Genomic DNA, 23,082 nt, shown 5'->3' with positions numbered 1-23,082 from the left:
ATAAGGAAAAGAGTGATGAAGTTGAATATGAGAAGTCTTAGGTGCTTTGTAGCCGCAACGCTGACGTTATCCGTACTGTCGGGTTGTACTTTCATCAGTGATCCTGTTTCTAAGATGAAATCCCCACAATTGTCTGCTGACAAAGCAACACTTATGGCTGCTATTAATTCACTTAAGCCAGCAGGTTCCACGTTGATTCGTCCGACCAATGACGATGATAGTACCATCTTTACTGAGGATCTCAATAAGGATGGAGTTATGGAGACGCTAGTGTTCTATAGGACTCCAGGTGAAGCCGTACAGATTCACGGGATGATACTGGAGAAACAGGGCGACACATGGGTCAAAAAACTTGTATTCGATGGCGACGGGTCTGTGCTGGAATCGGTTGATTTGAAGGATATGACGGGTGATGGGAAGCTTGAAATTGTTACCGGCTATTCACAAGGTGAAGAAAAGGGTCTTGTCGTCTATAGCTATTCCAGCGGAACATTAGAAGAAGTGCTTTCACATCCTTATACAAAATATATGATTGATGATCTTAATGGGGATGGAATTGAAGACATAACCGTTGTTTACTTTAAAAGAAATGAATTTGCAACCATTTCGGTCTATCAGTACAATGATGGCTTTAAGGTACTCGATAAGCTTGATAATATCGACCCTTATTTTAATAATTATTACAATATTGTTGCAGGAAAAATCTCAGAGAATAAAGAAGGAATCGTATTGGATGCTGCGGTGGATTCCCAATCTGCCTATACCTCTATTGTCGTTATGGAGAATAACAAGCTGCGTGTGGTATTACCAGGCGATGCGCGGACTTATAAAGATCGTCGGATTGCAAGTGAAGATATTGATCATGATGGCATTATTGAAATTGGATTGCTTGAGGCGCCTAAAGGATGGGAGTATTTCGATCCAGCTGAAATTCCATACTTTACCTCCTATTATAAATGGGATGGGAAAGAAGGTCTGACCTTCGCAACCCAGCTATATCATGATCCATCGGATCGATTCAATATTAATTTTTCTCCGGAATGGCATGGAAAGGTGACAGTTGATACGAAATCGGTTCTGGATAAGAACCTTAAGTTTATCATGTCAGATACCGGTGAGACGGTTGCTGAGGTTTCCTTCTTTTCTCCTTCAGAATGGGATCGCGTAAAAAATGACGGTTGGGATTTGCTTGCACGTGATGCAGACAAGGTCATCGCCTACCGCGGTAAGTTAGAACAAAGTACAACAAAGGAAGGAAGCAATAAAATTGCTTCCCCTATAGAAAGGAAGGGAATAGATGAGTAAAGTACTGATACTGGAAGATGAGGAGTCCATTCGTAGTTTTATTGTCATTAACTTGAAGCGTAATGGGTTCGAAGTGATAGAGGCTGCGGATGGGCATGAAGCTCTTCACAAGTTAACCACGATCCCTGATATTGATATCGCTCTGTTGGATGTAATGGTTCCGGGTATTGATGGATTTGAAGTGTGTAGACGGGTCAGAGAAACCAATGAGCGTTTGGGTATTATTTTTCTGACAGCCAAGGTTCAAGAGCAAGATAAAGTGTATGCATTGTCTGTAGGAGCGGATGACCATGTTAGCAAGCCATTCAGCCCGACAGAACTGATTGCTCGAATTCAATCTTTGCTGCGCCGAGTGAACGTTCATCGTGAACAGTCAGCGAAAGTTTCATTCGTTTCAGGGCCATTTACCTTGGATCTTATTTCCAAACATTTTAAACGTGATAATGAAGCGATTGAACTGACGCCAACGGAATTTTCGTTGATTCAATTCTTCCTCGAAAAAGAAAATACACCGCTCAGCCGCGATCTTCTGCTGGATCATGTGTGGGGCAAGGAGTATATGGGTGATCCCAAAATTGTGGATGTGAATATTCGTCGTCTGCGTCAAAAGATAGAGAATAATCCGTCAGAGCCTGAATTTTTGCAAACGGTATGGGGACACGGATATAGATGGAAAGGCCAAGTACAATGATTAAGAAGGGGATGCGCAGACAAATTGTTCTACACTACATTCTTGTAGTTTTTTTGGCGCTTCTCCTCGTAGAAGTTATCTTCCTGCTTGCCATCAGAACGTATTATTATGACAGTGTATATAGCAAGATGAAAAATCACATTACCACGGCAGAGTCGTTTTTTCATAAATACGAGCTAGATGGCGATAACAACTCGAATCAGCTGCAAGTACTGCTGGATAGATTTGAGCTGCCCAATACAGAGCTAGAAGTATTGACCATGAATGGTGACATGATTACCAGTTCAACCGGTTTTCAGCCTGATCGTACGATTACAACTAGTGACGTCCCTGAAGCGGTAGGGGGCAGTATTGGCCGCTGGGTAGGACGCCAGAGTGGTACTAACGAGAGTGTTATGGCTGTGTCCAAGATGCTGCAGGTTCACGGACGTGATACGTATATTCTAAGATATCTTACTTCACTTGAGGGTATCAACAACGATTTGCTTAATCTTACGTTACTGTCAATTGGAATAGGTGCAGCTGTTATGGCTGTTGTTATCGTGTTCAGCTTCGGACTTGCCAATTCAATCGTAAAGCCGCTCAATAACATTACGGCGGTATCAGCCCAAATGGCTAAGGGTAGATTTAATGTGCGGATTAAGGGGAATTACAAATTTGAGATTGGTGACTTGGCTTCAACGCTGAATTATATGGCTCAGGAAATTGTGCGCAGTAATCAGATTAAGGATGATTTCATCTCGTCCATTTCACATGAGCTTCGGACACCCCTTACTAGTATCAAGGGCTGGAGTGAAACCTTGGTCTCTGGTGGCTATGATCCGGAGGAGACGAAGCTTGGAGTCAGCATCATTTCCAAAGAAAGTGAACGCTTGATTGGTCTAGTAGAGGAGATTCTAGACTTTTCAAAGCTGCAGCAGAACCAAATGAAGCTGTCCATTGGGATTGTTGACGTGAAAGTGTTACTTCAGGAGACTATACTTAATATTTGGGCCAAGGCGGAGAAGAAACGGATTCACCTGCTTCTTGAATGTGAAGACGGGATCTATGTTAAAGGGGATGCCAATCGTCTAAAACAAGTGTTCTTGAATCTGGTAGACAATGCCGTGAAGTTTTCACATGAGGAGTCCAGTATAGAATTGTCTGCGAAGAGAATTTCGGCTACAGAGACTGCTATCATGGTTCGTGATAGTGGGATTGGGATTAGTGAAGCACATATCTCCAGAGTGAAAGACCGTTTCTTTCAAGTGGATGCGTTGAACGGGGGAACGGGCTTAGGTCTAGCCATCTCACAACAAATCGTGGAACTTCACCATGGGAAGCTTGAAATGGAAAGTGAGATAGGTAGTGGAACTGAAGTTACCGTAATCTTGCCACTTACTGAGAAGCTGCCTGAAGTCAATTCAGATCATGTAGCACAAATAACAGCTACCTTACCTGAATCAGATGTCTAGGAGGTATGGAAATGGAAGTATGGGGGAATTCGATTAGGATCGTTCGTGGAGAACCTGATCGGACTGGTGATATCTTGAGGCTGCTGCAGGAAGCAGCAAATTGGATGGAACGAAATGGGATTAAGCAATGGACCCCCGGCCAATTTAACGAGAATGATATCACAGGCTATTTCACTGATAGGCATGTTTATCTTGCGATTGACGATGAAGCAGTAGTTGGAATGTTCACATTACAATTCAGTGATCCTCAATACTGGGGAAGCAAAAACGATGAGTCTTATGCATATTTGCATAGATTAGCTGTAGCGGGTTCACACCGCAGTCAGGGACTTGGTCAGCATATGCTTAAATATGCTGCGGTGCGAGCCAAAGAACTTGGCTGCAGAGGACTCAGATTTGATACAGTCGCACATAACATTAAACTCAATCGTTATTATCAGAGCATGGGTTTTCATTACATGGGTACTAACGATATGGGAAATGGTCGTTTAGTGAACCTGTATGAGCATTTTGAGGAACAACCTGATTCCGATCGTCTGATTCTTAGATTTATTTCTGAATCGGACTTTGAGCACCTGAAACGATGGAGTGTCTCACCTGAGTATCTGAAGCAATGGGCTGGACCTTCACTAACTTTTCCTCTTGACGATGACCAGCTTACTAAGTATTTAGATGGGGCTAATCATCCAGCGAATTCTGATCGCCTTATTTTCTGTGCGGTGCATGAAGCTACTCAGCAGGTCGTGGGACACATCAGTTTTTCAGCCATAGACCGGGCGAATCGATCTGCACGTATTGGCAGAGTAGTAGTAGATACTGATTATCAGGGCAGAGGCTTTGGAACAAGGATGATGAATGAAATGCTCCGGATCGGATTTGAGAGCTTGGATCTGCATCGTATTTCTCTGGGAGCTTTTGCTTTCAACACCGTTGCCCTGAAAACCTATGAAGCATTGGGCTTTAAGCGGGAGGGTGTAGAGCGCGAATCAGCGCTGTTTGGGGAGCAATATGTAGATTGTGTGGAAATGAGCATTTTAGATCGAGAATGGTTAGCGCTCCATGAATCATAAAGGTTAACTTCTAACAACCGAAGGGGCTGTTGCTCTGGTCATGTTCGACCAGGACAACAGCCCCTTTTTATATAAAGTATTTATATATATAATGGTTTTATGAAGGGAGAACTTCCCGTAGACGTCCTGTCTTCTCATAAACATCCTGAAACAGACGGGAGGGTTGATTTCGAACCGCTGGCTTAGGAGCTACGGTCTCATTGGGCCCAACAACTACGATATTATTAATACTTCCCTTGACGACAGCACCATCCTTAATAATGGCACCTTCGCCAATAATGGCATTTTCGATCTGTACTCCACGTCCGATTCGAACGCCAGGCATAATAACGCTTTGTTTAATTTGGCTCATTTTGCCAATTTCCACACCATTGAAGATTACAGAACGTTGCAAGCTGCCTTCTTGCGTGCAGAATTCATTCACGAGAGAGTCCGTTGATGGAATCTGAACACGTGGTTTGTGAACAGCAAGCTTAGTCCGGCGACTCCGGCTATACATCGGCCAATGAGCTTTGTCGAGCTTCATGCCATTGTTTTTTTGCAGAAGATCCATATGTGCTTCCCAGAGACTACCCACAGTACCTACATCTCTCCAGTATCCTTTGAAGCGGTAAGCGAATAAATCATCATTCTGATCAAGCATCGTTGGTATAACGTCTTTACCAAAGTCATGACTGGAATTAGGATTAGCTGCATCCCGCAACAAGTGCTCCTTCAGATAAGCCCACTCAAACAGATATATACCCATAGAAGCTAAATTACTTTTAGGTACTTTTGGTTTTTCCGCAAACTCAGAGATTTTTAGTTCATCATTTACGTTCATCACTCCAAAACGACTAGCTTCATCCCAAGGCACCTCCATTACGGAGATGGTGGCTTTTGCAGCCTTCTCTACATGGTAATCCAACATTTTCCGGTAATTCATATGGTAAATATGATCACCGGATAGAATGAGAACATGTTCTGGATTACGGCTATCGATATACTCAATATTCTTATAAATCGCATCAGCAGTTCCTGTATAGCTGTCTCTGCCTTCAACACCGGAAGGAAGCAGGGTTACACCTTTATCCTTTTGACTATGTAAACCCCAAGGTTCACCTTCACCGATGTGTTCATGTAAGGATTCAGCTTCATATTGCGTCAGGACACCTACTGTATCAATTTTAGAATTTACACAATTACTTAGTGGGAAATCAATAATTTTATACTGTCCACCGAAAGGGACTGCAGGCTTAGCCATACTGGAAGTCAAGGGAGCCAATCTGCGGCCTTCCCCTCCTGCCAAGAGCATGGCGATACAATCTTTTTTGTTATTCATTTGTTATCCCTCCCATTTATTTTGTCAATGCTTGATATATAAACTCACGACAAGCACTTGAAACGACATAGGTGAAGTATATTGCTGTGTAAAAAGAAAAATTACAATTAATATTTCTTTATCAGAAAATCTTTTGTTTTCACATCAAATCATTTTCAAAATGGTAATATTCGGGTAATGTAATAGGTACAAGCATTCAAAAAAGGTGGTGTAGAATTGGCTGAAAAAGCAACAATCGATACCCTTCCGTCAGCATCTGATATTTATTTGTTCCATGAGGGCACCAATTATCGCAGCTATTCTATGCTGGGTGCGCACACTGCCGCTGAAGAAGGCGTTACGGGCGTGCGCTTTACCGTGTGGGCTCCTCATGCGACATATGTAGGACTAGCTGGTGATCATAATGGCTGGGATGGAACGCAGGACATGGACTCGTTATATAAGATACCCGATTCAGGATTTTGGAGTCGTTTTTTTCCGGGAATACAGCCGGGAACTTTTTACAAATACAGGATTGTTGCCAGTGATGGCTCCAGCTTCCTAAAAGCGGATCCTTTTGCCTTCAAAGCTGAGGTTCGACCGGCGACTGCATCCGTTGTTACGGATCTCAGTGGTTATCGTTGGGGAGATGCTGCATGGCGGAGAAAGAGTAAAGCTCCATATCATCAACCGATGAACATTTATGAGATGCATTTTGGAACTTGGCGTCAAAAAGAAGATGGGGAATTTTACAGCTATCAGGAAATGAGTGAATTATTAATTCCTTATTTGGTGGAAATGGGTTATACCCATGTTGAGTTTATGCCGCTTGCTGAGCATCCATACGATTTGTCATGGGGCTATCAAGGTACGGGGTATTTTGCGGCTACGAGCCGATATGGTGAACCCCATGAGTTGATGTATTTAATCGATCATTTGCATCAAGCTGGAATTGGTGTCATTCTGGATTGGGTTCCGGCCCATTTTGCAAAGGATGCACACGGTTTAAGAATGTTTGATGGCTCGCCACTTTATGAATATGCAGATCCAATGTTAGCGGAAAAACCAGGCTGGGGAACCCTATCGTTCGACTTCAGCAAGCCTGAGATTTCTTCGTTCCTCATTTCTAATGCACTCTTTTGGTTTGAGTATTATCATATTGACGGGATGCGTGTAGATGCGGTTACCAGCATGCTTCGTCTCGATTTTGAAAAACAAGCTCATCAATATCGACGCAATGTGAATGGTGGTCTGGAGAATCTAGAGGCCATCAAATTTATTCAGAACCTGAATAAGGCGATATTTCAGTATTTTCCTAAGGCATTAATGATGGCAGAAGAATCTAGTGCTTGGCCGGGAGTTACAGCACCAGCTCATGAAGGTGGCCTCGGTTTTAACTACAAATGGAATATGGGATGGATGAATGACACATTGGGCTACATAGAACATGATTTTTGGGGGCGCCCTCATCATCATAATTTATTAACATTTCCAATATGTTATGCTTATGCCGAAAATTATGCATTACCGTTATCACATGATGAGGTTGTACATGGCAAAAAGTCGTTACTGGACAAAATGCCCGGTTCTTATGAACAAAAGTTCGCAGGACTTAGACAGCTACTTGGTTATCAAATATCTCATCCCGGAAAGAAACTCCTGTTCATGGGTGGAGAATTTGGTCAATTTATTGAGTGGAAGGATCAGGAGCAGCTGGATTGGCTACTGCTGGACTATGACAGCCATCGCGGCATGCTAGCTTACACAGCTGCACTTAATAAACTGTATCGCTCGGAGAAAGCCCTGTGGGAGCTTGATCATTCCCAAGAGGGTTATCAATGGATTGATGCAGATGACAATGAACAAAGCGTAATTTCATATCTGCGAAAAGGCAAGAAGCCTGGAGATACGTTGCTGTTTATCATCAATTTTCAACCTGTCCAGCGTCAACAGTATCGTATAGGGGTTCCACGCCCAGGGACTTATGAAGAACTTTTTAGCTCGGAAGATGTAGCGTTCGGAGGTTCGGGTATACACAACTTGCCTCAGAAGAGCAAAAAGTTAGAATGGCATAATCAGGTGAACAGTATAGAGCTAACATTACCGCCTCTTAGCTTCCTGGTGTTTAAGAAAACGGCACGAGTGGGTAAGAGTAAAGAGGCAAATGAGTCATAGATTAAAGAACGAATAGAGAATCCGTACACTTTAAAGGGGGAAATAATCATGAAAGTTTTATTTGCCGCAGCTGAAGCTCATCCATTTATCAAAACGGGTGGTCTGGCCGATGTCATTGGGGCATTACCTAAAGCGCTGAAGGATGCCGGGGTAGATGTACGAGTGATTTTGCCTAAATATCGTGGGATTCCAGAAAAGTTCACTTCAAAAATGGAGCATTTAACAGAAGTGTATGTGCCAATCGGTTGGCGTAATCAATACTGCGGGATCGAACATATGGTTTATGACGGTATTCCCGTTTACTTTATCGACAATGAATATTATTTTGGACGGGACGGAATCTACGGATATATGGACGATGGGGAACGCTTCGCGTTCTATAATCGTGCGGTGCTGGAGTGTCTGCCAGCTATTGATTTTCAGCCGGACGTCTTGCATTGCCATGATTGGCATGCGGCTGTAATCCCAATGCTGCTTCAGGGTCATTATCGACACAATCCATTTTACAGCGAAATGCGAAGTGTATTTACCATACATAACCTGTTGTATCAGGGTGTGTTTCCATATGAGGTGCTTGGGGAGCTATTGGGTCTTGACAGCAGTTATTTTGGAGGCGTGGAGTATTACGGGAATGTGAATTTCTTAAAAGGTGGCATTGTATACAGCGACCGTGTCACCACAGTAAGTCCAACCTACTCGGAAGAAATTCGAACACCTTATTATGGTTACGGACTGGATGGATTGTTGAATGCGCGAGCGGATGTTTTGAGCGGTATTGTGAATGGAATAGATACAAAAAGTTATAATCCTGCAACAGATACAAGTCTTGTTACCCGTTATCGTTCTAATCTGGCGAAGAAAACGGAGAACAAATTAGCCTTGCAGGAGGAATTAGGACTACCTGTGGATGCTAATATTCCGATGGTGGCTATGGTTACTCGTCTTGTGGATTCCAAGGGTTTAGATTTGCTTACGCGTGTATTGGATGAGCTATTGTATAAGGATGACATTCAATTTGTTCTGCTTGGAACGGGGGATGAGTCCTATGAGCGATGGTTTAAGGAAGCGGCTTGGCGTTATCCGACAAAGCTATCTTCACAAATCCTCTTTAATGATGCACTCTCACGCAAAATATATGCTGCTAGTGATATCTTTCTTATGCCTTCCAAGTTTGAACCTTGCGGGATCAGTCAACTTCTCGCTTTACGCTATGGTAGCATACCTGTTGTGCGGGAAACTGGTGGCCTGAATGACACTGTTCAAGCTTATAATGAAGAATCCGGTGAAGGAAACGGCTTTACGTTCAGTAACTACAACGCCCACGATATGATGTTTACGCTTCGCCGGGCGATCTCATTATACAAGCAGCCTGAACACTGGAAAAAGATTACGAAAAACGCATTCGCTGGCGATTATAGCTGGAATGTATCGGCGCAACAGTACATTGATATTTATAATGAAATTACGGAATAAGGATTCATTAGATTCCGTAATAGGTTAATAAGGGAGTGCACTGAAGTATAACTCATACTTTAGTGCACTCCTTTTTTTGAAGAAAATTAGGGGTGATTTGCCGCATGATTTGGTTAAGTTAGGGAATAGTAAAAATGTATAAAATTATATAAAATTTGAATAAATGTTGAATAATATGTTTCAGAAGAATGAATTCTTTGCTTTGAAACCCAATAAAAGGAAGTTAATGTCACAATTATGCCTTTGCATATTCATGCGTTCTGATTTATAATAAGTCGGTCAAAGAGACAACGTGGATTTTTTTCATATGAATAGGGGAGATATAGAAATGAACAAATGGGGTAAACTTAGTTTAGGTATGTTATTAGCAGTAGGCCTGTTGTCAGGCTGCGGTCAAAATAAAAATGATAGTGATACCGCTGCAAGTGGAAATGCAACTAACGGTGGGGCTACTAAGAAGCTTACTATGGGCACAAGTGCAGATTTTCCTCCGTACGAATTCCATAAAGTAGTAGACGGTAAAGATACTATCGTGGGCTTCGATATCGATATCGCTAAGGAAATTGCTGCTGATATGGGTGCTGAACTTGTAATTAAGGACTTGCCATTCGACTCACTATTGAACGAATTGTCCAGCGGAAGAGTAGATATTGTAATTTCTGGACTTAGCCCGACGGAAGAACGTAAAAAAGCTGTTGATCTTTCAGACATTTATTACAAGGCTGAGCAAGCGATTGTTGTGCGCGAAGCGGACAAAGATAAATACGCCACTATGGATGCTGTAAAAGGTACTAAAATTGGTGTGCAGACTGGATCCATTCAAGAAGAAATTGCTAAAGGGATCGAGGGAGCGAAAATCACTTCTCTTGGTAAAATCTCCGAAATCGTTCTACAATTGCAATCCAATCGTGTAGATACTGCTATCATTGAAGGGCCCGTCGCCAAATCATTCGTTAAGAATGTTCCTGGTCTTGTAATTACTGATGCTAAGCCAGAAGTTGAAGATGACGGTTATGCTATTGGTATTAAAAAAGGAAATAAAGAGCTACTGGATCAAGTGAACAGCACACTGACACGTTTAAACTCAGAAGGTAAAATTGATGAGTACGTAACGGCAGCTAGTGAGCTTGCAGATAGCACGAAGTAAAGAAACAACGGATATTTTTAAAGTCTGCTAAAGTAAATTGTATGTGTATACAGAAAATAGCGACAATAAGCTATTTTCTATTTTTTTGGAGATGGGAGGATAGGTTATGGACATTACTTTATTTAAAATGGCTTATGATTATCGTGATTTTTTCCTAACCGGTTTGCAGTATACCTTGCTGCTTGCTGTTCTAGGCGTCTTCTTTGGTTTTATTCTAGGGATTATTGTTTCCTTGCTACGTATGTCCAAATGGGGTGTGCTTCGCTTCTTGGCAACAGCCTGGGTAGAATTCCTTCGTGGTACACCTATGCTTGTACAACTGTTTCTGATCCATTATGGATTGGCTACATTCGGGATTGAGTTTACACCGATTCAGTCGGGGGCAATCACTCTATCCATTAACAGTTCTGCTTACCTTGCAGAGATTTTCCGTGCTGGGATACAAGGGGTAGATCGTGGACAAATGGAGGCAGCCCGTTCGCTTGGAATGAAGCAAGGGATGACTATGCGCCATATCATACTCCCGCAGGCACTCAAGAGTGTTCTTCCGGCAATCGGAAATGAATTTATTACCATTATCAAGGAATCATCGATTATTTCTTTTATCGGCGTTACGGATTTGATGTTTCAAGCACGTACGGTTACAACGATTTCTTACGATGGTATGACACCACTTGTAATTATCGCATTTATGTACTTTGTGCTGACATTTACGCTATCGAAGATCCTAGGTAGACTGGAAAGGAGGCTGAATACCGATGATCGCCGTTAAGAACTTGCAAAAAAATTACGGAAAGCTGGAAATTCTCAAGGGAATTGACTTGGAGATTCATAAAGGTGAGGTCGTCGTCGTTATCGGACCGAGTGGATCGGGTAAAAGTACCTTTCTGCGCTGTTTGAATCTCCTGGAGCAGCCAACTGGTGGCGAAATTACTTTTGAAGGTGAATCTATTACCTCCAAAAAGCACGATATTAATGTCACACGTGAGAAGATGGGAATGGTATTTCAGCAGTTTAACCTCTTTCCTCACAAAACAGTTCTGCAGAACATTACACTAGCACCGATTAAGGTGAAAAAACAGCAGCAGTCCGAAGCTGATAAATTCGCAATGGAGCTGCTCAAGACTGTAGGCCTAGAAGATAAAAAGGATGCTTATCCTGCTCAACTGTCAGGAGGACAGAAGCAGCGGATCGCGATTGCCCGGGCGCTGGCGATGCAGCCTCATGTGATGCTCTTTGACGAGCCAACCTCAGCCCTTGACCCAGAGATGGTCGGTGAGGTGCTGGAGGTTATGAAGAAGCTTGCAGAAGATGGGATGACAATGGTCATAGTTACGCATGAGATGGGCTTTGCACGCGAAGTGGGCGACCGTATTCTATTTATGGATGGCGGCGTGATTGTAGAGCAAGGTACACCTGCACAAGTATTCGGAAATCCTCAGCATGTACGTACACAGGATTTTTTAAGTAAAGTGTTATAAGTAAGTCAAATTGTAGCGGCGCTCGGGCAAGTTATCCGGGTGCCGCTTTATTTTTTTAACAGTTGCGTAATTTGAGGATATAATGGACTGAGTTCATTTATTTATGTAAACCATGTATAATAGATGGTCAAACAACTTGAAAAGGAGTACATACATAATGAGAGATGATCTGCGCCGGATAGGCATTATCGATATTGGTTCTAACTCCATACGTCTTGTAATCTATGATACAACGCCGGAGGGAGGCTATAAGATCATCAAGGAGTGTAAGTACTCTGCGCGTCTTAGTGAGAAGATTACGAAGGAAGGTCGACTGGAGCAGAAGGATATGGAGACGATCATCCCAGTCTTGCACCAGTTTAAGGAGATCTGCAATGCTTTTGATGTAGAAACCATTCGTGCGGGCGCTACAGCGGCAATCAGAAATGCTGCTAACTCCAGTGAAATTATTACCTTTTTGTCAGAAGCTTCAACCATACCCATTGAGGTTATCAGTGGTCATCAGGAAGCTTACTTTGGCTTCTTAGGTGTCATAAATGCATTTAATGTTGAAGATGGTTATGTCATCGATATTGGTGGCGGGAGTACTGAAATCACACTTTTTCGCGGGCGGCGTTATCAACATAGTATTTCCTTTCCGTTCGGAGCGGTGAATACCAATCTTATGTTTGGTCAAGGTGGGAACTGGAATGGAGAGCAGATTCAGAAGCTCGAGACCTATGTTCTGGGGAGATTGGTAGAGCATGATTGGCTTAACTCAACAGCAGGTCTTCCACTGTTTGGTTTGGGAGGTACGGTTCGTTCTCTAGGTAAGCTGCATCAAAAGACTAGAGCATACTCATTACCTAACTCTCACGGTTACACCATGGCCAGTGAGACGATTGAGCATTTTATGAACACATTACCTTCAATGCCTTATGATAAGCGTAAAGACTTAGATGGGTTGTCTAAGAGTCGAGCAGATATCATCGTATCCGGGTTGATTATTTTCCATACGGTATATCAGTATATTGGGGCTAGCCAGGCTTTAATCAGCGGGGAGGGGCTCAGGGAAGGTATGCTACATGATCTACTAAAGCCGGAGCAACCGGTGCGAGACAGTGCGCTTGAATACAGTTTAAATACGATTATTCGGTTTGATATTCGTACTTCTAAACGGTATTTAGATCATATTAACAAACTTGCTCTAAGTCTGTTTGACGCGTTCAAGGATGAGGAGAATAAAGCTGAACATGAGATGTTAATTTATGTATCCATCATGCTACATCGGACAGGGTCTAACATTAACTATTATCAATCTAAACGACACACCCTGTATTGGCTGATGAATTCACCGATTCGTGGACTGACACACCGCCAGCTTATCCTGTGCGCGATGATTGCCTCGTATAGCACAAAAAGCCGGAAGCAGAAATTGTCCCAGATGTATAAGGACATTTTACTGCCTTCCGACGAAGAGTGGATTCATAAGCTCGGATCGCTTGTACAGCTTAGCATTGCACTAGACAGCACCGAGATCGGGATTGTAAGCGGCCTGAAGGCTAATCTCCACGGCAATACTCTTAATCTGGATCTTGAGGGCGCTTCAGCGCTTCTGATTGGTCTAGAGGACATTGAGAACGCCTTGAAAGCATTTAAGAATGCTTGGGCGGTGAAGGTAAAACTCGATTTTCCTTCCAACGTGTAACATCCATTGCTGCGAACTGGCTCCGGAAAGGGGCCTTTTTGTCGTCTGGTTGCTCGTAATACCCATTAGGCTGTAAGAAGCTGGCTTTCACATTATCTTTAAGGGATAGTTCAAGAATCTTTACGATTTGTTTACGAATATTGCTGTCTCTTACCGGACACATCAGCTCGATCCGTCGGGTTAGGTTTCTAGTCATCCAGTCTGCGCTGGATAAATACACCTCAGGCTTCCCGCCATTTTCAAAATAGTAAATTCTTGAATGCTCCAGAAAGCGGTCGACAATACTGCGAACCGTAATGTTTTCGCTCAAACCTTCAATCCCCGGACGAAGACAACAAACCCCCCGAACGATTAAATCGATAGATACACCGGCCTGTGCGGCACCATATAAATCGTCGATGACTTGTTGATTAGAGAGTGAGTTCATTTTGGCAATGATACGTGCAGGTCTTCCAGCTGCAGCATGCTCCGCTTCACGCTTCATTAGCTTTTGTAAGGAAAGGCTCATGTCCGTTGGAGCTACAATGAAGGAATTCCAGTCAAAATCAGCGGAATAGCCAGTCATTTGATTAAACAGCTCGGAAGCATCAAGTCCGATATCGCTTTGAGCAGTAAATAGACTTAGATCCGTGTAGACTTTGGCGGTACTGTCATTGTAATTTCCTGTGCCTACATGCACGTAACGACGTAATTCATGGCCTTCCTGACGAACAATCAAGGTGACTTTGGCATGTGTTTTGAGTCCAACAAGACCATAAACGACATGGCATCCGGATTTTTCAAGTTGGCGAGCCCAAGCGATGTTCCGTTCCTCATCAAATCTGGCTTTTAACTCAACAACCACTGTTACCTGTTTTCCGGATTCAGCAGCATTAGCGAGTGCGGTGATCAGAGGAGAGTTTCCGCTCACGCGGTATAAAGTCATCTTAATGGCCATCACTTGTTCGTCCTCTGAGGCTTGAATGATAAAGTCCGTCATCGCATCAAAGGATTCGTAAGGGTGGTAGACCAGAACATCCCGCTCACGTAATACCTCGAAGAAATCCTCGTTCTCTTCAAATTCAGCAGGGTAGACGGGTTCAATGCTTGGATAGTTTAAGTAACTAAAGCCCTTAATACTGCCGGCGAAATTACGAAGGAAACTTAGATCTAGCGGACCTTCAATTTCGAATACGAAATCTTCAATTTCAAACTCAGCTTGCAGCTGTTCCAAGGCATATGGATGAATTCCTTTTTGTACTTCAAGTCTTGCTGGAACACCGCGGCGACGCTTGCGCAGCTCCTTTTCAATCTCTTCTAGAAGATCCTCGGCCCCTTCTTCGTCGATCGTGAGATCAGAGTTGCGGGTCAAACGAAATTCACTAACAGCAACGGGCTCATAACCACTAAATAAAGTTTGAATGTGATGACGGATGACATCCTCTATAAATACGAACTGCCGTTTCTTACTGTTAGACCGGTGTGGTAGCGGGATACATCTTGGCAGATTAGATGGAATTTGCAGAATAGCAAAAAAAGGCTCTTCTTCAAGGCCATTCTTACGAGTAAGAACTACTGCTAAATAGATAAATTGGCTATGTACGAGTGGAAACGGTCGACTCTGATCTACAGCCATTGGCGTAAGTACAGGATAGATGATATCCCGGTAATATTGTTCTATGGACTGTTCCTGTGCATGAGTGAGATCCTCATAATCCACAAAAACGATACCTTCTTTATGCAAACTCCGTGAAATATCACGGAAAATCCGGTATTGGTCGGCAACAATTTTGGTAACTCGCTTGATGAGACGTTTGTACAGACCGGAAGGGGTGTAGCCAGTGAAATCTTTTTTAGTATAGCCTGCCCGGATTTGATCTTGAATTCCTGCCACTCGAACGCTTATGAATTCATCAAGGTTGCTTGAGACGATAGCCAGAAATCTAGCTCGTTCCATTAGCGGATTATCAGGGTCTTGAGCTTCTTTCAGCACGCGTCGGTTAAATTCGATCCAGCTCAAATCTCTATTGAGGTAAGCGGTGGCTGGGCTGCTTTGGTTGTTTTTATTCTCTTCTGTATTCATGGGACCTCCAAATATGATTCGTTGTCTATATCTATTCTATTTATCATATTCTATCATTCTACTATTGGATAAAGCATGAAATGTTAACGCTATGTAAAATCTTCGGGAATTTTATATGATAATTTTTAAAAATGGTGCATGTATCTTTTAATGTAGTTAACATAATGAAAAATATGTTAACTACAATCCGGAAAAATGACAATATTGAAACTTGATTTTTCACAATGGTAACAATTACATAAGCACAGGTTACAAAATTGTGATATATTAAGTCCTGTCAGTTTTACAAAAGACTGCAACACATCAAGAAATCACACACGGGTTGTACATAAGTACTTAAAATGTACACGAGCGTATACGGAAGTGATACCGTTCACGCCCATCTAATGAGGAGGCAATTATGAAGAACAGATTTAGAACAATTAAAACCCTTGCTGCAATTATGGGAATCAGTGCATTACTGCATGCCGTTCCAGCTCATGCAGACAGCGTTCATATCGCTAAGGATGGCAACACTTTTTATACTTTATCCAAGCAATATAATGTAGGTGTGAATGAATTAATGAAAGCAAACCCAAACGTTGCAGCACTTAACATTTACGAAGGTCTTGAAATTACTATTCCTAGTAAGATGCAAGCTGAGTCCGTAACTACAACTGACAAATCACCAGTGATTACACCAAGTCTGAATGTAAACTCAGAGTCCAAAACAGTTGAAGCATGGGGTAAGTCCTTTAATTATGACAAATCGATTCAAGTCAAAGCTTCAGCTTATTCTTCTGCAAGCAGTGAGAACGGCGGATGGGGTGCAGTAGATTATTTCGGAAATCCTCTCAAGCTTGGAACTATTGCTGTTGATCCAAATGTGATTCCTCTCGGTACCAAAGTATTGGTGACAGGCCATTCACATGATGGATTGCCTAAAGATGCATTCTTAGCAACGGCAACGGATGTGGGCGGTGCTATAAAAGGCAATCGTATCGATATCTTTATCCCTGGTAGCCAAAGCTTTGTATCATCATTCGGTTATCAATATGTACAATTATACATTGTTAAATAGATAGATAAAAATAGAGAGAATACCTATGAGATATGAAAAGTTCTAAAATAAGGTTACACAGGAAACGGAGGAAGTCCTTAGCGGCTGCCTCCGTTTTTTGCGTATTATAAAATATATATTTGGGGGTAATTTATTTACTTTTGGACACTTGTAGTAATTGAGGAACGGTAACGAAAGTATAGCCCCGCTTGCGCATAATAGTGATTACTTCAGGTAAAGCCTGAATCGTTCCCTGTAGATGACTACCTGGACCGCCTCCACCGTGCTGAAGAATAATCGCTCCTCTCCCAATATGGGCTAGAATATTATTTCTGACTTGGTTTTTGGAAAGTCCTTTCCAGTCCAATGAGTCCACATTCCAATTCACGAGCGTGTAGCCATGGCTTTTTGCCCATTTTAGCTGCTGTTCACTGATATCCCCATAGGGTGGGCGAATTAGTCGTGGTTTATATCCGGCCAAGGTTTGTATAATATCCTCGGTCTTTATGATTTGTGATTGAAAATCATTCATCGCAAGCTTTACAAACTGAGGGTGGTTATACGAGTGATTTCCAATCGCATGTCCTTCTCTAATCATTCTTTTCACCAAAGCTGGATGTTTTTTTGCTCGGCTTCCCACCACAAAGAAGGTTGCTTTGACATTGTATTTTTTCAGGATGTTAAGCAATTGGGGGGTAAATCTTGGATCAGGAACATCATCAAAAGTAAGTGCTATGACTTTATTCCGAGGTCCACTAGTCTTAAAAGTCTCTGGGTATTTGTGTAATAGCTGACTTAATGTCAGACCTTTAGTGTTTTTATTGCTGTTAAGTGTCGAACTATTTGTAGCAGCGCTACCTGCTGAAATTGCCGTATCTTCGTCTGAAGCGGGTACACTTTGTGTTTGTTCTTGCGGAGTCTTCTGACTCTGCACAGGCGCTGACGCAACCTCTGAAGAATAGGTTGGGAATAGCATAGTTATGATTGTTCCTAATATTACAAGCAGTTTCTGACCTCTCCGTTGAAAATACATCCCCATCTGCCTCCTTTACTACCTGATCACCGTCATATTCTTAATTGTTATCTCCATAGATGGGTAGATTTATGCTGATAACAATACAGTATTGGTTAAGATTTCTTGAAGGAACCAATGCGTGTATACTAATAGAACGGGGAATTCCCGAGTCAATTACAGATTACGGAAGGATGGAGACATGAATGTCTGATTTGTTTGCACCGTATGAATTGAAGGGGTTATCGCTGAAGAATCGTATTGTCATGCCACCTATGTGCCAGTATTCGGTGGATAAAGAGGATGGCATCCCTAATGATTGGCATTATGTTCATTATGTAAGCCGTGCTATTGGCGGTACAGGATTTATTATCGTGGAAATGACTGGCGTACATCCAGATGGTAGAATCACTAATCGAGATACAGGAATCTGGAGTGATTCGCAAATTGAAGCTTATCGTAGAATCACGGATGGTGTTCATGCGTATGGATCAAAAATCGCTGTTCAATTAGGACATGCTGGACGAAAAGCTGTGGATGCAGAGCCGCCTGTGGCTCCATCAGCAATTCCTTTTGATGCTAATTTCAAAACGCCACAGGCCCTTTCTAAAAAAGGAATTTCAGAATTAATTGAGGCCTTCCGTGAAGGGGCGCGCAGAGCTATAGAGGCAGGATTTGATACGGTCGAAATTCATGGTGCACATGGTTATTTAATTCACCAGTTTCATTCTCCATTGACGAATACCAGAGATGATGAATATGGACAAGATCCTGCGTTGTTCGGAGAACAGGTAGTTAAAGCAGTCCGAGAAGTGGTTCCTGTAGACATGCCATTGATTATGAGAATATCTGCGAAGGAATATGTAGAGGGTGGATATGATGCTGAATACGCTCTGGATATTTGCCGACGGTATAAGAATGCTGGAGTGGATCTGTTCCATGTTTCTTCTGGAGGAGAAGGTCCTATAGGTTCAAATGGAGGGCCCAATGCAGGCCCTGCTTATCAAGTGGATCTGGCAGAGTTTATCCGTAGTGAATTACAGGTGCCTGTAATTACAGTGGGGCGGCTTGAATCCTTTACTGAGGCACAGTCCATCGTCGCGGAAGAACGGGCAGAGCTGATAGCCGTTGGCCGTGGGATGTTGAGCGATCCCTATTGGGCTTTACATGCGGAAGAGGCGCTTGGAAGCGTACGTAATGTACCCAAACCTTATGAACGCGGGATCTGGAAAAAGGGATAGCGCGCTTTGAATGTGAAGTTTGTCACAGATTTTATGCTCCTTCTAAGGCAATCTTAATAAAGATAAAATTTGAAGGAGCTTGATAACGTGGGGATGGTTTTAAGTAACGATCGGCTAACTGACGGAGTGTACCACCTTAAAGTTGAAACGAATAGCGGCGGTGAAATGGGTCAATTCTACATGTTACGGGCATGGGATGCTTATCCGATCCTTTCCAGACCGTTAAGTATACATGAAGTAAAAGAAGATAGTGTCGAATTTTTATATCACGTAGTGGGGGAAGGCACTGAGATATTTTCACGGTTGACTCCTGGTGACTCAGTGGAGCTTGAAGGGCCTTTTGGCATGGGATTCCCACAGGTCGAAGGCAAGGTTGCACTTATTGGTGGTGGAATCGGAATAGCGCCGCTATATTATTGTGCAAAGCAGCTGCCTAGTTGTGATATCTTTCTAGGTTTTAGTCGGGAAGCTTACCGGACAGAAGCTTTTCGTCCATTAGCAGCCGAGCTTACAGTAGATGTAGGCGGATTTATTTTGGATCGTGTGGATTTTAGTCAATATGATCATGTTTTCGTTTGCGGCCCACATCCTATGCTTAAAGCTGCACAGCTTAAAGGCATAGCGGCCGAAGAGGCAGGAAGCAATACAAAAGTTTATCTCTCTCTAGAGAACCGAATGGCTTGCGGCATTGGTGCCTGTCTTGTTTGTAGTGTTTCTTGTCGTGATGGTCAGCGAAAAGCCTGTGCAGATGGACCCGTGTTCCTTTCTGAGGAGGTGATTTTTCATGACTAAGATGAGTACAACAATTGCAGGCGTTCATTTTAAAAATCCGATTGTAATGGCTTCAGGAACATTCGGCTTTGGTCGTGAATATGGAAAGCTGTATGATGTATCTTTGCTAGGTGGAATCTCAGGGAAAGGGCTCACCCTCCATCCAAAAGCAGGTAACCCTGGCACTCGAGTTTATGAGACAGCCTCTGGCATGCTGAATAGTGTAGGATTGGAAAATCCCGGTGTAGCTGCGTTCTTGGAAAAAGAATGCCCTTATTGGGAAACACTCGATACAGCCCGTTTGGTGAATCTTGGCGGCGGGACGCTTGAGGATTACGTACTTGGAGCAGAAATGATCCAGCATGATGCAGATCTTCGATCAAGCGCAGGTAAACCAGCTGTTGATATGATTGAGTTGAATATTTCCTGTCCAAATGTAAAAGAGGGCGGAATTGCATTTGGAATCAAGACTTCAGAAGCGCAAAAAGTAGTACAAGCTGTTAGACGTGCCACTAAGCTACCACTTGCGGTAAAGCTGTCTCCAGGTGCTGAGAATATCGTTGAGATGGCGCAAATGTGTGAGGCAGAGGGAGCAGATGCTGTCTCGCTGATCAACACCATTTCCGGGATGAAAATTGATGTGCGACGGAGAAGTAGTGTATTTAATAACTTGTATGCCGGACTGTCCGGACCAGCGATTAAGCCAGTTGCTTTGCGCATGGTGCATCAAGTCGCACAGAACATATCTATTCCAGTAATCGGAATGGGGGGCATCACCACAGCTACTGATATTATTGAATTTATTATGGCAGGTGCTTCGGTAATCCAAGTAGGAACCTACAATTTCATGAATTTGAGAGCAGGTAGCCAGCTTGTTGAAGAGCTTGAGCAATTCATGGTTCAAGAAAATATTCAATCCTTGGATGAAATACGTGGCATTATTTAAAGTGGAGTAGTGAGGAGATACTATTGACTTCTAACAAGATTAACCCTGAGGATATTGAGCTGATGGCGACGCCTGTCGGACGTGATCTCTTACTCGTAATTAGTGGGGGCGTTCGTCATATTGGAGCGGCAAGTACTGCGTATTTAAATGGAGAGCGGGTGGAAGTGCAGACCTCTGCGGTTCCTCATCATAAAGAGCATACGATAAGCGAAGATATTGCCATTAGGGTAGCTGAGGCTTTAAACAGGACGGTCACAGTGGTTATGGGCATTCATTACGACGATCTCACGGCAGAAGGTATTAAAGAGGTCGTTGAGATCGTAAATAATAAAGTAATTCAATATTTAGCGCAACAAATGTGAAACGGGATTGGCAATTCTGCGTAAAAGATATCAAGTGAGTATTTAAATTATCTTTTGGAGGAATGAAACCATGTCTATATTTAAAAGATTGCGCGATTTAACAATGTCTAACGTGAATGCGATTATCGACAAAGCAGAAGACCCGATTAAGATGACCGATCAGTACATTCGTGATATGACCGAAGATTTGGAAGATGCAGAAAAAGCGGTAGCGGCTCAAATCGCTATTGAGAAAAAGTTCAAGCAGCTATATGAAGAGCAGGAAGCACTTGTTAACAAACGTACGCAACAGGCACATGCTGCAGCTCAAGCTGGTAATGTTGACCTCGCTCGCCGTGCTCTGGAAGAGAAGAAGGCTGCTGAAGCTAAACTGGTAGAATACAAAGCTAGCTTCGACCAGAACAAAGCATCAGCGGATAATCTTCGCGGCAAACTTGACGAGATGCGTAAGCAGCTCACTCAAATGAAGAACAAACGCGAAACCTTGGTTGCACGTTATAATGCTGCCAAAGCTCAAACTGAAATTAATAAAGCGATGAGCGGTTTCAGCTCTGATTCCGCATCTGCTGGCCTGAAACGTATGGAAGAAAAAATGCTGCAAGCAGAAGCTCAAGCCGAAGCTAGCAACGAGATGAGCTCGGGCAACAAATCACTTGATGATGAGTTCGAGAAGTTGAACAAAGATCAAGCAGTAGAAGATGAATTGGCTGCTCTGATGAAACAATACGAGAAGCAATAACATTTGATCTTAGCCGTTTCACGGCTGATGTTCACAGGCGAAGGGGAGACAGGAATATCGTTTCCTCTTCGCTTTATCTATGCTTATGACAGCATGCAAAATGAATAAGCGGGGGCTATTAGAATGGATTTCCATATCCTGGTGTCCATGGTCGTGTGGACAGTGAGCGGCGCGGTGTTGCTGTTTGTGCTGATGTTCGTAGATTCACTCTTCACTCGATACAATGATTTAGAAGAGTTAAAGGCTGGAAATATGGCAGTTACTACACGTTTTGTAATGAAGCTATTGGCACAGGCATTCATTTTATCATCATCGATAGCTGCTTCTAACAGCCTGCCAGATGCTTTGCTGATCTCGATTGTATCTTTTTTTCTTTTGCTTATATTGGAAAGAACGGTCCGTCTCCTCTTGGCTAAATGGGGGAGTCTGGATCTGGATCATGGTACACAGCTTGGCAAAATCGGGTACGGCTTATTATCAGGCTCACTGCAAATTACGGGAGCTTTAATTATTTCTGCATTTATGTAGGGGGAACGATCAAGTTGAGTATATGGAAACGTATAGGTAATCTTTTCTCCAAACCAGCGGCACAGGAAGTTCAGAAAAGTATGCTTAATTTGTCTCCCGGAGACATCTGTGAAGTATCGCTCGTTACCTACGAGGTAACCGGCAGGACCCATAATCGCGGACGAAATGCGGTAGTGCTGACATTAAGAGATGGTAGTCAAATTGCCTATTTGCATATTGAGGAGCGGGAACAGCTGCAATATGGTTTATATAAACCTATTGATGGGCGCTTAGATAATCCTGCTGAGGTTCCAACAACACTTGAACTGGATGATTATACATTTTTTCTGGAGGAAGAGTATGATGGATATGTTGCTGCCCTAGGCCAAACCCCTTTTATGAATGGTGGAGAGCAGCATGTATGGCAATATCAGTCAGATGATTCTCGGCTTCTGCGTGTAGAATGGCAACATGGACGGTTCATGCTGTATGAAGGGGAGAAAGTAATTCCTGGTGATGTGAAGGTAATTAGAGCATCCTAGACATGAATCGTAAGAGATGTGATCTTGAGATCGCATCTTTTTTTTGTAATTACGTAGATGAAATCGGTAAAGGATTTA

The 23,082-nt window shown here is 42.9% G+C and carries 21 protein-coding genes; 18 read left to right on the top strand and 3 right to left on the bottom strand.

The annotated features are described in order from the left end of the window. Positions 1–15 precede the first annotated feature (15 nt). From MHI27_RS16875 to MHI27_RS16860, 4 genes are read left to right on the top strand one after another with little or no spacing between them, the layout of a single operon-like run. Positions 16–1,305 (top strand): hypothetical protein, encoded by a 1,290-nt coding sequence (locus MHI27_RS16875; RefSeq protein ID WP_231573283.1) that lies wholly within the window; start codon positions 16–18, stop codon positions 1,303–1,305. Further along, positions 1,298–1,996 carry a response regulator transcription factor gene (locus tag MHI27_RS16870; protein ID WP_042128265.1) on the top strand — a complete coding sequence of 233 codons (699 nt, stop codon included), beginning with the start codon at positions 1,298–1,300 and terminating at the stop codon, positions 1,994–1,996. The genes MHI27_RS16875 and MHI27_RS16870 overlap by 8 nt, the downstream gene beginning before the upstream one ends. Continuing rightward, on the top strand, positions 1,993–3,450 hold the full coding sequence (locus MHI27_RS16865; protein WP_405176757.1) for a sensor histidine kinase: 1,458 nt from the start codon (positions 1,993–1,995) through the stop codon (positions 3,448–3,450). The genes MHI27_RS16870 and MHI27_RS16865 overlap by 4 nt, the downstream gene beginning before the upstream one ends. 11 nt (positions 3,451–3,461) lie before the next feature. Beyond that, a complete protein-coding gene (locus tag MHI27_RS16860) occupies positions 3,462–4,520 on the top strand; it encodes a GNAT family N-acetyltransferase (protein ID WP_052404317.1) in 1,059 nt (352 codons plus the stop codon). A gap of 97 nt (positions 4,521–4,617) precedes the next feature. Here the strand turns inward: MHI27_RS16860 and MHI27_RS16855 are convergent, their stop codons facing one another. After that, positions 4,618–5,841, bottom strand: coding sequence for a glucose-1-phosphate adenylyltransferase (locus MHI27_RS16855; protein WP_339241566.1), 1,224 nt, complete (start codon positions 5,839–5,841; stop codon positions 4,618–4,620). A gap of 216 nt (positions 5,842–6,057) precedes the next feature. On the opposite strand from MHI27_RS16855, the gene glgB reads away from it, so the two are divergent. The 6 genes from glgB to MHI27_RS16825 all read left to right on the top strand — a co-directional run bounded on the left by glgB (position 6,058) and on the right by MHI27_RS16825 (position 13,783). Further along, positions 6,058–7,995: a 1,4-alpha-glucan branching protein GlgB gene (gene glgB, locus MHI27_RS16850; RefSeq protein WP_405174254.1), complete on the top strand. Its 1,938-nt coding sequence runs from the start codon at positions 6,058–6,060 to the stop codon at positions 7,993–7,995. A 48-nt stretch (positions 7,996–8,043) separates the two neighbouring features. Beyond that, positions 8,044–9,468, top strand: coding sequence for a glycogen synthase GlgA (glgA, locus tag MHI27_RS16845; RefSeq protein ID WP_405174253.1), 1,425 nt, complete (start codon positions 8,044–8,046; stop codon positions 9,466–9,468). A 328-nt stretch (positions 9,469–9,796) separates the two neighbouring features. Beyond that, positions 9,797–10,615, top strand: coding sequence for a transporter substrate-binding domain-containing protein (locus tag MHI27_RS16840; protein ID WP_042188769.1), 819 nt, complete (start codon positions 9,797–9,799; stop codon positions 10,613–10,615). A 106-nt stretch (positions 10,616–10,721) separates the two neighbouring features. Then, the gene (locus MHI27_RS16835) at positions 10,722–11,387 is read left to right on the top strand and encodes an amino acid ABC transporter permease (RefSeq protein ID WP_042128253.1); all 666 of its coding nucleotides are present in this window, start codon (positions 10,722–10,724) and stop codon (positions 11,385–11,387) included. Next, positions 11,374–12,096 (top strand): amino acid ABC transporter ATP-binding protein, encoded by a 723-nt coding sequence (locus MHI27_RS16830; protein WP_042188767.1) that lies wholly within the window; start codon positions 11,374–11,376, stop codon positions 12,094–12,096. Before MHI27_RS16835 ends, MHI27_RS16830 begins: the two co-directional genes overlap by 14 nt. Before the next feature lie 157 nt (positions 12,097–12,253). Next, the gene (locus tag MHI27_RS16825; protein WP_405174252.1) at positions 12,254–13,783 is read left to right on the top strand and encodes a Ppx/GppA family phosphatase; all 1,530 of its coding nucleotides are present in this window, start codon (positions 12,254–12,256) and stop codon (positions 13,781–13,783) included. Here MHI27_RS16825 and ppk1 read toward each other — a convergent pair. After that, the gene (gene ppk1 / locus MHI27_RS16820) at positions 13,731–15,845 is read right to left on the bottom strand and encodes a polyphosphate kinase 1 (protein ID WP_339265039.1); all 2,115 of its coding nucleotides are present in this window, start codon (positions 15,843–15,845) and stop codon (positions 13,731–13,733) included. The two genes, MHI27_RS16825 and ppk1, sit on opposite strands and share 53 nt — an antisense overlap. A gap of 400 nt (positions 15,846–16,245) precedes the next feature. Between ppk1 and MHI27_RS16815 the strand changes: the two genes are divergently transcribed. Beyond that, positions 16,246–16,905, top strand: a complete 660-nt coding sequence (locus MHI27_RS16815; RefSeq protein ID WP_149647339.1) for a 3D domain-containing protein — start codon at positions 16,246–16,248, stop codon at positions 16,903–16,905. Positions 16,906–17,035: 130 nt separating this feature from the next. On the opposite strand, the gene MHI27_RS16810 is transcribed toward MHI27_RS16815, so the two are convergent. Then, positions 17,036–17,917, bottom strand: a complete 882-nt coding sequence (locus MHI27_RS16810) for a polysaccharide deacetylase family protein (protein ID WP_339796117.1) — start codon at positions 17,915–17,917, stop codon at positions 17,036–17,038. Positions 17,918–18,102: 185 nt separating this feature from the next. Here MHI27_RS16810 and MHI27_RS16805 point away from each other — a divergent pair, with 185 nt between their 5' ends. The 7 genes from MHI27_RS16805 to MHI27_RS16775 all read left to right on the top strand — a co-directional run bounded on the left by MHI27_RS16805 (position 18,103) and on the right by MHI27_RS16775 (position 23,004). Continuing rightward, entirely contained in the window at positions 18,103–19,137 is a 1,035-nt protein-coding gene (locus MHI27_RS16805; RefSeq protein ID WP_405174251.1) for an NADH:flavin oxidoreductase/NADH oxidase, read from the top strand. 87 nt (positions 19,138–19,224) lie between these two features. Then, positions 19,225–19,929, top strand: coding sequence for a dihydroorotate dehydrogenase electron transfer subunit (locus tag MHI27_RS16800; RefSeq protein WP_405174250.1), 705 nt, complete (start codon positions 19,225–19,227; stop codon positions 19,927–19,929). After that, positions 19,922–20,854, top strand: a complete 933-nt coding sequence (locus MHI27_RS16795) for a dihydroorotate dehydrogenase (RefSeq protein ID WP_341060987.1) — start codon at positions 19,922–19,924, stop codon at positions 20,852–20,854. Before MHI27_RS16800 ends, MHI27_RS16795 begins: the two co-directional genes overlap by 8 nt. A gap of 23 nt (positions 20,855–20,877) precedes the next feature. Next, complete coding sequence (locus tag MHI27_RS16790; RefSeq protein ID WP_341124980.1) at positions 20,878–21,216, top strand: hypothetical protein; 339 nt, start codon at positions 20,878–20,880, stop codon at positions 21,214–21,216. 70 nt (positions 21,217–21,286) lie between these two features. Beyond that, a complete protein-coding gene (locus tag MHI27_RS16785) occupies positions 21,287–21,955 on the top strand; it encodes a PspA/IM30 family protein (RefSeq protein ID WP_042188756.1) in 669 nt (222 codons plus the stop codon). A 123-nt stretch (positions 21,956–22,078) separates the two neighbouring features. Further along, positions 22,079–22,483, top strand: a complete 405-nt coding sequence (locus tag MHI27_RS16780; protein ID WP_042188754.1) for a DUF350 domain-containing protein — start codon at positions 22,079–22,081, stop codon at positions 22,481–22,483. A gap of 14 nt (positions 22,484–22,497) precedes the next feature. Next, on the top strand, positions 22,498–23,004 hold the full coding sequence (locus MHI27_RS16775; RefSeq protein ID WP_149647342.1) for a DUF4178 domain-containing protein: 507 nt from the start codon (positions 22,498–22,500) through the stop codon (positions 23,002–23,004). Positions 23,005–23,082 lie beyond the last annotated feature (78 nt).

The sequence above is a fragment of the Paenibacillus sp. FSL H8-0261 genome (genome assembly GCF_045040645.1).
Classification (GTDB): domain Bacteria; phylum Bacillota; class Bacilli; order Paenibacillales; family Paenibacillaceae; genus Paenibacillus_AQ.
Note: the sequence above shows the minus strand (reverse complement) of the source record. Positions and strands in the feature narration are given on the sequence as shown.

Excerpts from the sequence above, each read along its gene's own strand:
- MHI27_RS16780 (WP_042188754.1), top strand. The coding sequence starts at position 22,079 with ATGGATTTCCATATCCTGGTGTCCATGGTCGTGTGGACAGTGAGCGGC.
- MHI27_RS16825 (WP_405174252.1), top strand. The coding sequence starts at position 12,254 with ATGAGAGATGATCTGCGCCGGATAGGCATTATCGATATTGGTTCTAAC.
- MHI27_RS16875 (WP_231573283.1), top strand. The coding sequence starts at position 16 with ATGAAGTTGAATATGAGAAGTCTTAGGTGCTTTGTAGCCGCAACGCTG.
- MHI27_RS16805 (WP_405174251.1), top strand. The coding sequence starts at position 18,103 with ATGTCTGATTTGTTTGCACCGTATGAATTGAAGGGGTTATCGCTGAAG.
- MHI27_RS16795 (WP_341060987.1), top strand. The coding sequence starts at position 19,922 with ATGACTAAGATGAGTACAACAATTGCAGGCGTTCATTTTAAAAATCCG.
- MHI27_RS16810 (WP_339796117.1), bottom strand. The coding sequence starts at position 17,917 with ATGTATTTTCAACGGAGAGGTCAGAAACTGCTTGTAATATTAGGAACA.
- MHI27_RS16835 (WP_042128253.1), top strand. The coding sequence starts at position 10,722 with ATGGACATTACTTTATTTAAAATGGCTTATGATTATCGTGATTTTTTC.
- MHI27_RS16865 (WP_405176757.1), top strand. The coding sequence starts at position 1,993 with ATGATTAAGAAGGGGATGCGCAGACAAATTGTTCTACACTACATTCTT.
- MHI27_RS16815 (WP_149647339.1), top strand. The coding sequence starts at position 16,246 with ATGAAGAACAGATTTAGAACAATTAAAACCCTTGCTGCAATTATGGGA.
- glgA (WP_405174253.1), top strand. The coding sequence starts at position 8,044 with ATGAAAGTTTTATTTGCCGCAGCTGAAGCTCATCCATTTATCAAAACG.
- MHI27_RS16860 (WP_052404317.1), top strand. The coding sequence starts at position 3,462 with ATGGAAGTATGGGGGAATTCGATTAGGATCGTTCGTGGAGAACCTGAT.
- ppk1 (WP_339265039.1), bottom strand. The coding sequence starts at position 15,845 with ATGAATACAGAAGAGAATAAAAACAACCAAAGCAGCCCAGCCACCGCT.
- MHI27_RS16855 (WP_339241566.1), bottom strand. The coding sequence starts at position 5,841 with ATGAATAACAAAAAAGATTGTATCGCCATGCTCTTGGCAGGAGGGGAA.
- MHI27_RS16830 (WP_042188767.1), top strand. The coding sequence starts at position 11,374 with ATGATCGCCGTTAAGAACTTGCAAAAAAATTACGGAAAGCTGGAAATT.
- MHI27_RS16840 (WP_042188769.1), top strand. The coding sequence starts at position 9,797 with ATGAACAAATGGGGTAAACTTAGTTTAGGTATGTTATTAGCAGTAGGC.
- MHI27_RS16870 (WP_042128265.1), top strand. The coding sequence starts at position 1,298 with ATGAGTAAAGTACTGATACTGGAAGATGAGGAGTCCATTCGTAGTTTT.
- MHI27_RS16785 (WP_042188756.1), top strand. The coding sequence starts at position 21,287 with ATGTCTATATTTAAAAGATTGCGCGATTTAACAATGTCTAACGTGAAT.